The following is an 11,790-nucleotide window of genomic DNA, read 5'->3' on the forward strand; positions in this document are numbered from 1 at the left end:
TTCAGCTCGGAACGGCTGGATCGATGAACCCGGTACGCTTGTGCCGGCCGTCGCAGAACGGCTTGTTGGCCGAGTTTCCGCACCGGCAGAGCGTCTGTCGGTTCCGCACCTCGTACGGCGTTCCGTCCTCCGAGACGACTGGGATGCCGCCCCGGAGCCAGTACGACGCGTTCGGCTCCACGCCGATCGACGGCTCGAGCTCCGGCTCGACCAGCGTGTCGGGGTCGTCGTCCGTCGCGAACGCGAGCCGTCCCGACGGACACTGATGAACCATCGCCACGAACTCCCCCCGCGCATCGGGATCGTCCGCCTCGCCGGCGAGCGTCCATACCGTGGTGCGCAGGTTCGTGCAGAACCCCGCGTGCGTGCAGATCGTGCGGTCGTCGTAGAGCACGACGCCCTTCCCCTGCCACGGCTCGCGGCGTCGCGCGATCGGTCCCCTGTCGGCGACCTCCGTTCCATCGAACCCCAGGCGTTCGCACACGTGATCGCAGAACGGCTTCGTCTCCGACATGCCGCACCGGCAGAGCTCATACGTGTCCGGAGTATCGAAGTCTGGACCTTCGTCCCACGCGATCGGCTCGCCGTGCTCGGTCGTCACGATCGCGGTTCTGAGCAGCCGGATGTCGCCCTCGACGCGGTACGGGCCGCCGCGTTCGACGACGACGCGGCGTGCGGCTTGGGGTTCGGCCATGACCGCCGAGTCTACGCGGCCTCCGTCGAGACCAGTTCCGGCCGGCGGTCGAGGTCACGGAGGGCGGTGCTGAACCGTGCTCCGACGGTGATCGTGAGATATGCGGCGCCGCTGAAAAGGAGGGTCGCGCGAAGACCGATGGCCTCGATCACGGCGCCCGCGACCAGAACCCCGAGTGGGATCGCCACCCACGCGGCGGCCTGCGTCACGCCGAACACGCGACCCCGCATCCAGGCCGGCACGCGCTCCATGAACACCGTGTCGATCACCGGGTTCAGCGGCCCAGAAGCGAGGCCCGAGATCGTCTTCGCGACGAGCAACACCGCCAGCGGCGGGAAGAACGCGGCGACGGGGAACGACAGGGTGACCAAGATGAACCCCCACGTGAACACGGCTCGGCGCGACAACCGGTGCCCGACCGCCGCGAACGCCAGCGCGCCGAGCACCGAGCCCGCGCCGCCCGCCGCCGTCATGAGTCCGAGGCTGAGCGCGCTCTCGTAGATGTCGTGAGCGAGGACCGGGAGCGCGATCATGGCCACGGCGTCGAACAGGTTCGTCAGGCTCACGATGAAGACCAGCACGGCGAGGGTGCGGTCGGCACGCAGGAACGCGTAGCCCTCGCGGAGCTCTCGGCGGTACGACGTCTTCCTCGGCTCGCGTACGACGGCCGGTCGGGGAACGCCCACCGCGACGAGCGCCGCCGACACGAGGAACGAAGCGGCGTCGATCCATAGGACGTTCGTCGCTCCGGTCGCCGCGATGAGAACGCCGGCGAGGGGCGCGCCGGCGAGGCGAGCGAACCGTTCGACAACCGCGGTCGACCCGGTTGCCCGCTCGAAGCTCCATCCGGCGCTCGCGGCGACGTCGGGCAACAACGCCGCGCGAGCCGTTCCGCCGGGCGCGTCGAGCAGGCCACCCAGGAACACCAGCACGACGAGCTGCCAGAACTCGAGCCCCACCGTCGAGTGCAGCAGCGGGATTGCGGCCACGGCCACCGAGCTCGCGAGGTCCGCGACGATGCTCGTCCGGCGGTAGCCGAGACGGTCGACGAGCGCCCCGCCGAACAGACCCGAGAGGACGACCGGGAGCAGTCCGGCAAACGCCGTGATGCCCGTCTTCGTTGCGCTTCCGGTCGTCTGGAGCACGAACCACGGGATGGCGACCAGCGCGGCGACGTTTCCCGTTAGCGAGACGGCGTTGGCCGCGAACAGGGCGAGAAGCGGCGCGCGTCCGCGCGCCTTCAATTCGTCCCCCGGCGCCGTGGGTACAGGTGGACGACGGCGGCGACGCGTTCCGAACCCGGATGGCGCCCGGCGCGGCGGCGCGCGATCACCTCGTGCAGCTCATCGCGAAGCTCGCGCAGCTCCTTGGGCGTGAGCTCGAGGATCCAGTCGCTCATGTCGGCGGCGTCCACCCATTCGGCGGGCCACGTGTGGGTGCTGGTGACCCACTCCATCGCGTGGTTCGCCTGCGCTCGGACGATCTCGCGGCCGAAGGCCTGCTCGGCGGCGACGCGCTCCGGGGAGTCGAGGAACTCGACCGTCGACCAGCTCGTCCGCTCGTGGGACGAGCGCCACCACCGTTCCTTGCCGTCTCGGGCAAGATCGGGGGCCTCTTCGATGAATCCCCGATCGGAGAGCTGACGAAGGTGGTAGCTGGCAAGCGCCGGGGACACGCCGAGTCGTTCAGCCAGCGCCGTGGCCGTCGCCGGGCCGTCGGCCCGCAGGAGACCCAGCAGGCGCAGGCGCAGCGGATGGGCGAGCGCCCGCATCTGGGCCGGCTCGGTGAGCCGGAGTGTGCTCGGTTCGGGCGCCATGTTCGAAAGGATACTTTCGAAAGGGTCGTTTCGCAACCGTAACGCGTTTTTCGCGGCCACGAGCCCGTCGGGGGTTCCAGGGGTTCCAGTCCTGCCCGAGAGCCTCGTTGGTAGCGTGGGCACCGTGGTCGTGCGGAAGCGCCCGCTCGTCGCCGCCACCCTGGCGATCCTCGTGCTCGCGGCGTGTGGCCAACCCGGTCCGGCGGATCGGACGAGGCGAACACCGGGTTCGACGTCGAGCGCGAGCCAGCCCTCAGCGTCTGTCGACTCGTCGGGCTCGCCGTCGCCGAACGCGCGCGCCCCGATGGACCCAGATTCCGTTCGAATCGCGGCGCCCGGGGGCGGTTCGCTGCTCCTCCGAGGCGGATACCCCCACGTCGCCTCTCCGTGCATCGATCCCGAACCGAGGCGATTGCTCGCTCGCTATCCCGGCACGCTCCTGGTGCGTCGATCCGACGACGGAACGCTGAGGCTGGTCGTCACGCTGCCGTTCCAGGAGTACCTCCAGGGCATCGCCGAGGTACCGCCGTCCTGGCCGGGCGAGGCACTCAAGGCGCAGGCCATCGCGGCGCGGAGCTACGCATTGGCGACGACCGGGTGGAGCGGGCAAGAGGGTGAGACGCTCGACACACCGATCTGTGCGACGACCGCCTGTCAGGTGTACCGAGGCATCCCCGTTCCGTTCGAGCCGAACGTTCGGCGCTGGTACCGAGCCGTTCGCCAGACCGCCGGTCTAGTCCTGCTCTTCGAGGGACGACCGGCCACGACGGTGTACTTCTCAACCTCGAACGGACAGACGTACGGCAACGAGGACGTGTTCGGCAGCTCGCCGCTCCCCTATCTCCGCCCGGTCGTCGAGAACGACGACGGTGCCTCGCCGACGTCGAGGTGGCGCGTTCGCCTGCCCTTCGACGATGTCGCGACGTTCCTTGCGGCTGCGGGCGATTGGCCCCGGTCACGTCCGGTCACGGACGTGCGGTTCCGTGACGGCAGGTTCGTCGTCTCGAGCCACGCCCGGACGCGGTCGATCGAGTCCAGCACGTTCCGCGAGGGGATCAACGCGTGGGCGCCGTGCCTGGAACCCGCCAACTATCCGCCGCCGAGCAGGTTCGGCTCGCCCCTTCCGACGACGATCCCGTCTCGATGGCTGAGCGCGTCCTCCGAGCGCGGCGCGTTGATCATCTCGGGGCGCGGCTGGGGCCACGGCGCTGGGATGGTGCAGTGGGGCGCGTACGGCAAGGCGCGGCGGGGCCTGTCGGCCGCCGATATCCTCGCTTTCTACTACGGAGGGTTGCGCCCCGAGGCCTATCCGCAGCCGGGGCGGATCCACGTCCAGGTCGCCGAGGGCATCACCGAGCTCCGCGCCGTTCCGTCCGATGTCGGGGCCACGGTCGACGGCCGTGAGGTCGGCCTGGCCCGGATCTCCGTCGCCGGCGGCGAATCCCTGCAGGTCGAGGTGGAACCGCGATAGACCCCGAATTCCGACGAGATGAACCCGGCACCGACCGAAAGGAGCCCAGAGATGGCCCATCCGTTCGAGCTCACCAATGAGTTCCAGGTCGATGCCACCCCAGAAGAGGTGTGGGACGCGATCGCCACCGGTCCAGGCGTCGACGCCTGGTTCATGGGTCGCAACGAGATCGAGCCGCGGGAGGGCGGCACCGTTCGCACGATCATGCGAGGCGGAACGGAGGAGGGGACGGTCCAGGCCTGGGAGCCGCCGAATCGGCTCGCCTACCGCACCCCTGAAGGTCCGGACGGCGCGCTCCACGCGTTCGAGTACATCGTCGAGGGGCGCGGGAAGGGCAGCACCGTCGTCCGCTGGGTGCACAGCGGCTTCCTCGGCGAGAACTGGGAGAGCGAGTACGAGGGCCTTTCCGAGGGCGACCCGATGTACTTCGACAAGCTCCGCGTGTACCTCACGTACTTCCGCGGCCGCACGGCGACGCCCGTCGAGGCGTTCGGTCCGGCAGTGCCCGACCGTGACCATGCCTGGACCACCCTCCACCGCGCCCTGGGGCTGCAGAGCACACCCTCGCTCGGCGATCGCGTGCGCCTGACGCCCGAGGGACTCCCGGTTCTCGACGGCGTCGTCGACTGGCTGTCGCGCGACTTCCTCGGCGTGCGCACCGACGACGGCATCTACCGGTTCATGCACATCGCCGCGTTCGGCGGCATCACTGGAGTCGGCCACCACGTCTTCGACGATGCACTCGACCAGAAGGAAGCCGAGGAGGCATGGGGCGTCTGGCTGGAGAAGGTCTTCAGCTAGGGTTCACACCTGCACGAGGAGGACGTTCCGGTTTTGAGCGAGGAACCCGTAGCCGAACGCGACCTTGAGCGAGCCGGGATCGGGGAACTCCTTAAGGCGCACGCGCCCCCCGACTGGGAGAAGCGCTTTCGACGCGACGACCTGCTCGACGCGATCATCGACGGCGAGCCGTTGCAGATGTTCGTCATGGCCGCCGACATCCGAGAGTCCACCATGCTGATGAAGGAGGCCGTCCGGTTCGAACGCTTCGCGTTCATCATGGACAAGTTCGTAACGGCCGTTCGCCGCGGCATCGGATCTCCAGGCGGTTGGTTCGACAAGTTCACCGGGGACGGATTCCTCGCCTATTGGATAGTGCAGACGGCGCCCGAGGACGAGTACGACGAGGCGTTCGTCCAGGCGGCGGGGAACATCGTGCATACCGCTCAGTCTTTGATCGATTTCTTCCACAGGCGCGTGCTCGAGGACTTTCGAAACAACTCGCGAAACCTCTCCGGTGGGGTCGGGCTGTCGATGGGCCTCGACGCCGGGCCGGGCTACCTCGTGCAGATCGGCGGCGAGCTCACCGTCGTCGGCCCGCCCGTCGTCGGCGCGGTGCGCATGGTGAACGCCGCGATCCGGCCGCGCGAGATCATGGCCAACATCTTCCTCGGCGAACGCCTTCGAGCGGAGCAGAACGGGGTGTACGCAGGGCTAGGCGTGACCGTGACGCGAGAGCACCGCCCGACGAAGGAGTATCCGCGCGGCCAAGAGGTGTACGCGCTCACGTTCGAACACGAGACGCCGGACGAGGCGGTGGAGCCGGCGGAGGGCGAGCGCGTCGACGCCCGCCCTCGCGAGGGCTCGGAACGCTGAGCCCCGACGGCGGGACTACATCGGCGTGATGAGCTGGAAGTAGTTGTCGTCCGGGTCGGCGAACGTGGCGATCAACATCTCGGGGGCCTCGCCCGGGCTGTACGGCTCCTGCACGACCGTCGCCCCCGCGTCCCGCAGCTTGTCGAACTCGCCCTTGACGTCGGTGGTCTCGATGTTCCAGATCACGCGACCGGGTTGCGCGTTCTTCCCCTTCACCTGGTCGTGCGGACCGACGGTGACGGAACCGGTGCCGATCTGCCACCCCACGAAGTCACCGCCCCCCCACCCGGGGTCGCCGAACAACTTGGTGTAGTAGTCGATCAGACGCCTCGGATCCTCTGATCCGATCAGGATGCCGTTCAGGTTCATCTCGCCTCCTTCAGGTCGTCGCCTATATCTAGACGATCCGATGGCCGGTTTGTCATCTCCGCAGGTCGTCCCCGGGGCAGACCGGGACTGCGACACGAGGATTGGGTCGCGGCGAAATGGGTATCGCTCCGCCGAGCGCGTCATGGATTTCGCGCGTCCGCGAGGGGGTTCGTGATGAACGTTCGGGCGAAGTTCGTCGCGGCGGTCGTCGGAGCTTCGACCGCTTTCACGCTGTACCTGGCCGGCCCGGCGGCGGCAGACGATCCGCTCGGGGGCGTGGCCGACCAGACCGGGGATGCCATCGACTCCACGGTGTCGGACACGACACAAGTCGTGAGCGAGACGGTGGACGGAGCGTCCGACGTCGCGTCCGATGCCACTACGGTCGCGTCCGAACCCACTACTACCGCGGGTCAGGCCGTCGGGGATGTAGTCGCCGACACCACGGCCGGCGTACGCGATACCGTGACCGCCGCGGGTGGCGCGGTCGGCGACGCGAGCGCGTCGACGAACACAGCCGTGAGCGGGGCGAGCCGGGTGGGCGACGCTTCGATCGCGACGGACGGCTCGACGGACTCGGCGTATAGCAGTGGCGGTGGCAGCGGCGATACCACCGCCGGAGGCCTGGACGGCGATCGGCAGCGCGACGAGAAGGGGCGCAACGACCGCTCGCGCGCAAACCAGATCGGTGATCAGGAGTGGGTTTGGAGGCCCGCGGACCGGCTGAAGTCCACCTGGGAGAACGTTCCCGTCGGGATGCGCGCCGAGCAGGTCGCCGTGGGTGACGAGAGCGATCCCTGCCGCGACGACCCGGGGCTCGTCTGCCTGGGCATCCTGTACGAGATGGGCCGATACGCGAAGATCGTGACCTCGGTCCTCGGCGTCCTCGCGACGACCGGCATCGGCGTCATCGGACTGGTGACCATGGCGGTGGCGCTCGGTATGAGTGGCTCGGCCGCGCTCGTCGCGGCGTGTCGCCGTTCGCCCGCAGCGGCCACTCGCGGGTGAGGGATGTTGTCGTTTCGGCGTCGGGCGCGCTTCTCGCAGTTCTCCGACCGGGAACAGGCGTACGCGCTCGCGCTCATCATGGTGGGGATCGTTCTGGTCACGGCGGCAACGGTGGCTATTCTGATCGAGGACGCCGCACGCCAAGACGCTCGGGAGTCCGCGCGAATGCTCGGACCGCCGGCTGGAGAGACGCCTGATCGTTCCGGTTCCCGGTCGGGTCTCGGCGTGGCCGAGTACGTTAACGGGACGCACGACTACGGATTCGAGTATCCGGCGAGCTGGACCGTGCATGAGAACGCACAGATCACCTCACTCGAGAACCCGAACGGTCGCATCCGCGTGCGGTTCGGTATCGGTCCGTCGAGCGATCTTGAGACGACGGCGGCCCGGTCGATCCATTCCCTTTCGGATGTCACGTCCGATCGTGACGTGAACGGGATGACGCGCGAGAGGATCGATGGGTCCAGCTCGCTCCTCGTGAGCGGCACGGCGATCGACGATGACGGCCGGCCCGTGCGCTTCCTTTCGATCACCGTCTCAGGACATCCGAAGAACTACTCGATCTCGATCCTCGTGCCGCGCCGCTCGGATCCCGTCACCGTCCTTCCACAGATCGAGGAGATCGTGTCGTCGTTCGACGTCCTCGCGACGGGAGCCGAAGTCTTCGGGTAGCCCGTTCGGTCAGAGCGAGGGATCGAGAACCGTGCGGACGACCCTGCCCGCGATCATGTCGTCGAACGCGTGCTCCACCTCCTCGAGCGGCCGCCTGGCCGAGATGAGCTCGTCGACCTTCAGGCGCCCGGACCGATACAGGTCGACGAGGAACGGGAAGTCGAGCGCGGGACGGACGCTGCCGTAGTTGGAGCCGATGATGCGCTGTTCGGCCTCGGCGAGCGCACGGGGTTCGAACCGCGCCATCGCGCCGGTCGGCGCAAGGCCGACGATCACCGCGGTCCCGCCCAGGGAGAGCATCGCGATGGATTGCTCGGCGGTCGAGACGAGACCGATGCAGTCGAACACGAAGTCCGCTCCCCCATCGGTGATCTCGCGAACGGCCTCGACAGCGTCGGCCGCGGATACGTCGATCACGTCCGTCGCCCCGAACGTCCTTGCCGCGTCGAGCTTGTGGGACAACAGGTCCACCGCGACGATCCTCGACGCGGCGCCGAGGACCGCGCCCTGCACGGCGCACAAGCCGACTGCGCCGCAGCCGATCACCACCGCGGTCGAACCGGGAGGCATCCGAGCCGTCCACAGCACTGCGCCCACGCCCGTCGGCACGCAGCAGCCCATCAGCGCGGCCGCGTCGAGCGGAACGCTCGCCTCGAGGCGGATCGCGCCGGACTCCGGCACCACCGTCTCCTCGGAGAACGACGAGACCCCGATGTAGTGGTGTGCGATGCGATCGCCGATCCGGAATCGGGTCGTGCCGTCGTACAAGACGCCCTTCGGCCAAACGATGTCGGCACAGACCTCGCATTGGGACGGCCGGCCGGCCAGGCACGCGCGGCAACGGCCGCAGGCCGGCTCCCAGGACAGGACGACGTGGTCTCCTTCGGAGAGCGACGAAACGCCGGGGCCCACCTCCGTCACCACGCCGGAGCCCTCGTGGCCCATCACGAGCGGCAGCGGGACGTCCCATTCGAGCTTGCGGACGTGCAGGTCGCTGTGACAGACGCCGGCGGCGCCGACACGGACCCGCACCTCCCCCGCCTTGGGCGGATCGAGGCGGACGTCGGTCACGCGCGGCGGTTCGTCCCCGGACGACAACACCACCGCGCGCATGGACGGAGCGTAGTACGCCTACGGAATGCTCCCCTCGTACACCGGAGGGAGTAGCCGCCCTCGCGCCGCGAGGGCGATGACGTGGCGCCGGCCGGGGCCTACGGTTCCATCGTGGGCCCGATCCGAAGGCTGTTCGCCAAGCCGAGGCAGGCAGTGCTTGCGGTGGCGCTGGTTGCGTTTCAGATCGTCGGCACCTTCGGCGCGGCGCATGAACAGACTGACCGAGCGGATGTCGACGCGTTGGCTATCGCGCTCGTGGTCGCGTCTGCAGTGCCACTCCTGTGGCGACGTCGCTACCCCGTCGCGGTCCTCACGGCGACGCACGCGATCGTACTCGGCTACCTCCTATTGGACTACCCGCGAGGACCGATCTTCCTATCGCCGCTCATCGCGTTCTTCTCCGCGGTGCTGCAGGGACGCCGCATCTCCGCATGGATCGTGCTCGCGACGGGCTTCGTCGCCGAGACACTCGTACCCGTGATCGTCACGGACGAGCCAGCACCCGATGCCGGCGAGCTGTTCTTGTTCGTCGCGTGGCTTCTGGTGATCACCGGCGCCGCGGAGCTCGTCCGGATCCGCCGGGAGCGATCGAGCGAGACCGCTCGAACGCGCGAGGAGGAAGCGCTTCGGCGGGCGACGGAGGAACGCTTGCGCATCGCCCGGGAGCTCCACGACGTGCTGGCCCACAACATCTCGATGATCAACGTGCAGGCCGGCGTGGCGCTGCACCTGTTGGACGAGCGCCCGGAGCAGGCCCGCCCCGCGCTCACGGCGATCAAGCAGGCGAGCAAGGACGCGCTCATCGAGCTCCGGTCGGTCCTCGGCGTGCTCCGTCGCGTCGACGACCAGGACGGTTCGCGCGATCCCGCACCCACGCTCGCTCGTGTCGACGATCTCGTGTCGAGTGCGAGCGCTGCCGGCCTCGAGGTGAGCAAACGCGTCGAAGGACAGGCTCGTCCGCTCCCGGCGCCGGTCGACGTCGCGGCGTTCCGGATCGTCCAGGAGGCGCTGACGAACGTCGTTCGGCACGCCGCCGCGACGACGGCCACGGTGGTCGTGAGCTACGGCGACGAAGCGGTGACCGTGGCGGTGGAGGACGACGGGCGAGGCTTGGCGGCCGGCTCGGTCGGTTCGGGCAGCGGCATCGTTGGCATGCGCGAGCGTGCCGATTCGGTCGGCGGATCTGTGGAGGCGGGACCGCGCGAGGGCGGCGGATTCCGCGTTCGCGCGCGGCTTCCGTACGCGGGGCGACGGGATAGCACGACGTGATCCGCGTCCTGCTCGTCGACGACCAGGCGCTCGTACGCGCCGGGTTTCGCGCACTGCTCGATGCGGAGCCCGACGTCGAGGTCGTGGGCGAGGCGAGCGACGGGCGGGAGGCCATCGAGCTCACGCGCGCGCTCGTTCCGGACATCGTGCTGATGGACGTTCGGATGCCCGAGCTCGACGGCCTCGCGGCGACGCGGTCGATCGCTGAGGATGAAGCCCTCTCGAGCGTCCACATCGTCATCCTCACGACGTTCGAGCAGGACGAGTACGTGTTCGAAGCGCTCCGCGCCGGCGCGAGCGGGTTCCTGGTGAAGGACACCGAGCCGGCCGACCTGGTGCGGGCGGTTCGAGCCGTCGCGGCCGGCGACGGGCTGCTGTCGCCCGGCGTGACCCGACGGTTGATCGAGGAGTTCGCGTCCCGCGCGAAAGGTGTCGACGTCGCGCCGGCCTTGGACGAGCTCACCGAGCGCGAGCGCGAGGTGATGGCGCTCGTCGCCGAAGGGCTGTCGAACGAGGAGATCGCGCGAAAGCTGTGCGTCAGCCCGGCCACGGCGAAGACGCACGTCAGCAGGGCCATGGTGAAGCTCCGGGCGCGGGACCGGGCGCAGCTCGTGGTGTTCGCCTACGAGTCCGGCCTCGTACGTCCCGGTTGGGCGGAGTAGGGATCGAATGCTCCACCGGACGTAGCTCAGAAGCCTCCTCTCAGACGACGACGGCGCGTCGCTCTCCAACGACGATTGGTGACATGAACGGAGGAGGTGTTCGAGATGGTGGAGACGGTTCTGGCCGAAGTGGCGTTCCGAGAGGGCGTCGGCGGTTGGTGGTTCCTGTTCTTCCCGTGGATCTGGATCGCGCTGATCTTCGGCGCGTACTTCGTGTTCCGCGGACGGCGCTCTCGCTGGCACACCCATTCGGCGGAGGAGGTCCTCGGCGAGCGCTACGCGAAGGGCGAGATCACGGCCGAGGAGTATCAGCAGCGGCTCGACGTACTGCGTCGAACCGGCAAGTAGTGAGGGGGTGACGGTGATGGCGAATCGGGGACTGATCCTGGACAACCCGCTGAGCGGCGAGCGGTTTTTCTTCCGCGAGACCTCCAAGGACACGGACGGCGAGCGGCTCGTGTTCGAGCTCGAGCTGCCACCCGGCGGGCGCGTCCCCGGAGGGCACGTACACCCCTCGCAGGAGGAGCGGTTCGATGTGCTGAACGGGACGATGCGCTTTCGTAAGGGAATGCGGCGCGTGACGGCGGAGCCCGGGGACTCCGTCGTCGTGCCGGCAGGGACGTCGCACCGGTTCGCCAACGTCGGCAATGACACGGCGCGGATCCGGGTGGAGGTCCGTCCTGCGCTCGAGATGGAGCGCCTGTTCGAGACGGTCGCCGCGCTCGCGCGCGAGGGACGCACCTTCGCGAATGGCATGCCGAAGCCGTTCGAGCTCGCGCTGTTCATGCGCCGGTTCGACGACGAGGTGCGCGCGCCGATCGCGCCGGGCGTCGTTCGGATCGCGACGTCGCCTCTCGCGTGGCTCGGCAGGCGGCGTGGTCTCGACCGAAGGTACGGGCTTGCGGACCTGTCCGACCTCCGGATGACTCGGCCCACGCCGGTTCGCCCGCAGGCGGCGATGAGCGATCGGCGGGTGGGAAGCACGCACCCGTCACCGACGCGTCCGGGCTGGCGAGTGAAGCGCGACGAGTAGCTGTTGATGGGCGGCGCGGGCAGTACC

At 68.9% G+C, this 11,790-nt stretch carries 14 protein-coding genes; 9 read left to right on the forward strand and 5 right to left on the reverse strand.

All coding sequences use genetic code 11. The annotated features are described in order from the left end of the window. Nucleotide 1 precedes the first annotated feature (1 nt). From VFA08_13810 to VFA08_13820, 3 genes are read right to left on the reverse strand one after another with little or no spacing between them, the layout of a single operon-like run. Nucleotides 2-694 carry a CDGSH iron-sulfur domain-containing protein gene (locus VFA08_13810; GenBank protein HYZ14663.1) on the reverse strand — a complete coding sequence of 231 codons (693 nt, stop codon included), beginning with the start codon at nucleotides 692-694 and terminating at the stop codon, nucleotides 2-4. Nucleotides 695-705: 11 nt separating this feature from the next. Then, nucleotides 706-1,938 (reverse strand): MFS transporter, encoded by a 1,233-nt coding sequence (locus tag VFA08_13815; GenBank protein ID HYZ14664.1) that lies wholly within the window; start codon nucleotides 1,936-1,938, stop codon nucleotides 706-708. Beyond that, nucleotides 1,935-2,510: a helix-turn-helix domain-containing protein gene (locus tag VFA08_13820; GenBank protein ID HYZ14665.1), complete on the reverse strand. Its 576-nt coding sequence runs from the start codon at nucleotides 2,508-2,510 to the stop codon at nucleotides 1,935-1,937. The genes VFA08_13815 and VFA08_13820 overlap by 4 nt, the downstream gene beginning before the upstream one ends. 115 nt (nucleotides 2,511-2,625) lie before the next feature. Here VFA08_13820 and VFA08_13825 point away from each other — a divergent pair, with 115 nt between their 5' ends. Genes VFA08_13825 through VFA08_13835 form a run of 3 tightly spaced genes read left to right on the forward strand, consistent with a single transcriptional unit; the run spans nucleotide 2,626 to nucleotide 5,637 of the window. Further along, nucleotides 2,626-3,981, forward strand: a complete 1,356-nt coding sequence (locus VFA08_13825; GenBank protein ID HYZ14666.1) for a SpoIID/LytB domain-containing protein — start codon at nucleotides 2,626-2,628, stop codon at nucleotides 3,979-3,981. Between the two features lie 51 nt (nucleotides 3,982-4,032). Continuing rightward, a complete protein-coding gene (locus tag VFA08_13830) occupies nucleotides 4,033-4,782 on the forward strand; it encodes an SRPBCC domain-containing protein (protein HYZ14667.1) in 750 nt (249 codons plus the stop codon). 33 nt (nucleotides 4,783-4,815) lie between these two features. Continuing rightward, a complete protein-coding gene (locus VFA08_13835) occupies nucleotides 4,816-5,637 on the forward strand; it encodes a hypothetical protein (GenBank protein HYZ14668.1) in 822 nt (273 codons plus the stop codon). 15 nt (nucleotides 5,638-5,652) lie between these two features. Here VFA08_13835 and VFA08_13840 read toward each other — a convergent pair whose 3' ends face one another. Further along, entirely contained in the window at nucleotides 5,653-6,006 is a 354-nt protein-coding gene (locus tag VFA08_13840) for a VOC family protein (GenBank protein ID HYZ14669.1), read from the reverse strand. Between the two features lie 174 nt (nucleotides 6,007-6,180). Here VFA08_13840 and VFA08_13845 point away from each other — a divergent pair, with 174 nt between their 5' ends. After that, nucleotides 6,181-7,014 carry a hypothetical protein gene (locus tag VFA08_13845; GenBank protein HYZ14670.1) on the forward strand — a complete coding sequence of 278 codons (834 nt, stop codon included), beginning with the start codon at nucleotides 6,181-6,183 and terminating at the stop codon, nucleotides 7,012-7,014. 6 nt (nucleotides 7,015-7,020) lie between these two features. Continuing rightward, nucleotides 7,021-7,686, forward strand: a complete 666-nt coding sequence (locus VFA08_13850) for a hypothetical protein (protein HYZ14671.1) — start codon at nucleotides 7,021-7,023, stop codon at nucleotides 7,684-7,686. Between the two features lie 9 nt (nucleotides 7,687-7,695). Here the strand turns inward: VFA08_13850 and VFA08_13855 are convergent, their stop codons facing one another. Then, the gene (locus VFA08_13855) at nucleotides 7,696-8,799 is read right to left on the reverse strand and encodes a Zn-dependent alcohol dehydrogenase (protein ID HYZ14672.1); all 1,104 of its coding nucleotides are present in this window, start codon (nucleotides 8,797-8,799) and stop codon (nucleotides 7,696-7,698) included. Between the two features lie 111 nt (nucleotides 8,800-8,910). Between VFA08_13855 and VFA08_13860 the strand changes: the two genes are divergently transcribed. The 4 genes from VFA08_13860 (at nucleotide 8,911) to VFA08_13875 (ending at nucleotide 11,763) form a co-directional block, all read left to right on the forward strand. Then, nucleotides 8,911-10,068, forward strand: coding sequence for a sensor histidine kinase (locus VFA08_13860; GenBank protein HYZ14673.1), 1,158 nt, complete (start codon nucleotides 8,911-8,913; stop codon nucleotides 10,066-10,068). Continuing rightward, nucleotides 10,065-10,730, forward strand: coding sequence for a response regulator transcription factor (locus tag VFA08_13865; protein ID HYZ14674.1), 666 nt, complete (start codon nucleotides 10,065-10,067; stop codon nucleotides 10,728-10,730). Before VFA08_13860 ends, VFA08_13865 begins: the two co-directional genes overlap by 4 nt. Before the next feature lie 105 nt (nucleotides 10,731-10,835). Further along, nucleotides 10,836-11,078: an SHOCT domain-containing protein gene (locus tag VFA08_13870; GenBank protein HYZ14675.1), complete on the forward strand. Its 243-nt coding sequence runs from the start codon at nucleotides 10,836-10,838 to the stop codon at nucleotides 11,076-11,078. 16 nt (nucleotides 11,079-11,094) lie between these two features. Continuing rightward, the gene (locus VFA08_13875) at nucleotides 11,095-11,763 is read left to right on the forward strand and encodes a cupin domain-containing protein (protein HYZ14676.1); all 669 of its coding nucleotides are present in this window, start codon (nucleotides 11,095-11,097) and stop codon (nucleotides 11,761-11,763) included. Nucleotides 11,764-11,790 lie beyond the last annotated feature (27 nt).

The sequence above is a fragment of the Actinomycetota bacterium genome (assembly GCA_035640355.1).
Taxonomy (GTDB): Bacteria; Actinomycetota; UBA4738; order UBA4738; family HRBIN12; genus CALGFI01.

What these genes read in the sequence shown, in the direction of transcription:
- VFA08_13810 (HYZ14663.1), bottom strand. Translation starts at nt 694, where the DNA reads ATGGCCGAACCCCAAGCCGCACGCCGCGTCGTCGTCGAACGCGGCGGC.
- VFA08_13820 (HYZ14665.1), bottom strand. Translation starts at nt 2,510, where the DNA reads ATGGCGCCCGAACCGAGCACACTCCGGCTCACCGAGCCGGCCCAGATG.
- VFA08_13830 (HYZ14667.1), top strand. Translation starts at nt 4,033, where the DNA reads ATGGCCCATCCGTTCGAGCTCACCAATGAGTTCCAGGTCGATGCCACC.
- VFA08_13840 (HYZ14669.1), bottom strand. Translation starts at nt 6,006, where the DNA reads ATGAACCTGAACGGCATCCTGATCGGATCAGAGGATCCGAGGCGTCTG.
- VFA08_13845 (HYZ14670.1), top strand. Translation starts at nt 6,181, where the DNA reads ATGAACGTTCGGGCGAAGTTCGTCGCGGCGGTCGTCGGAGCTTCGACC.
- VFA08_13855 (HYZ14672.1), bottom strand. Translation starts at nt 8,799, where the DNA reads ATGCGCGCGGTGGTGTTGTCGTCCGGGGACGAACCGCCGCGCGTGACC.
- VFA08_13870 (HYZ14675.1), top strand. Translation starts at nt 10,836, where the DNA reads ATGGTGGAGACGGTTCTGGCCGAAGTGGCGTTCCGAGAGGGCGTCGGC.
- VFA08_13875 (HYZ14676.1), top strand. Translation starts at nt 11,095, where the DNA reads ATGGCGAATCGGGGACTGATCCTGGACAACCCGCTGAGCGGCGAGCGG.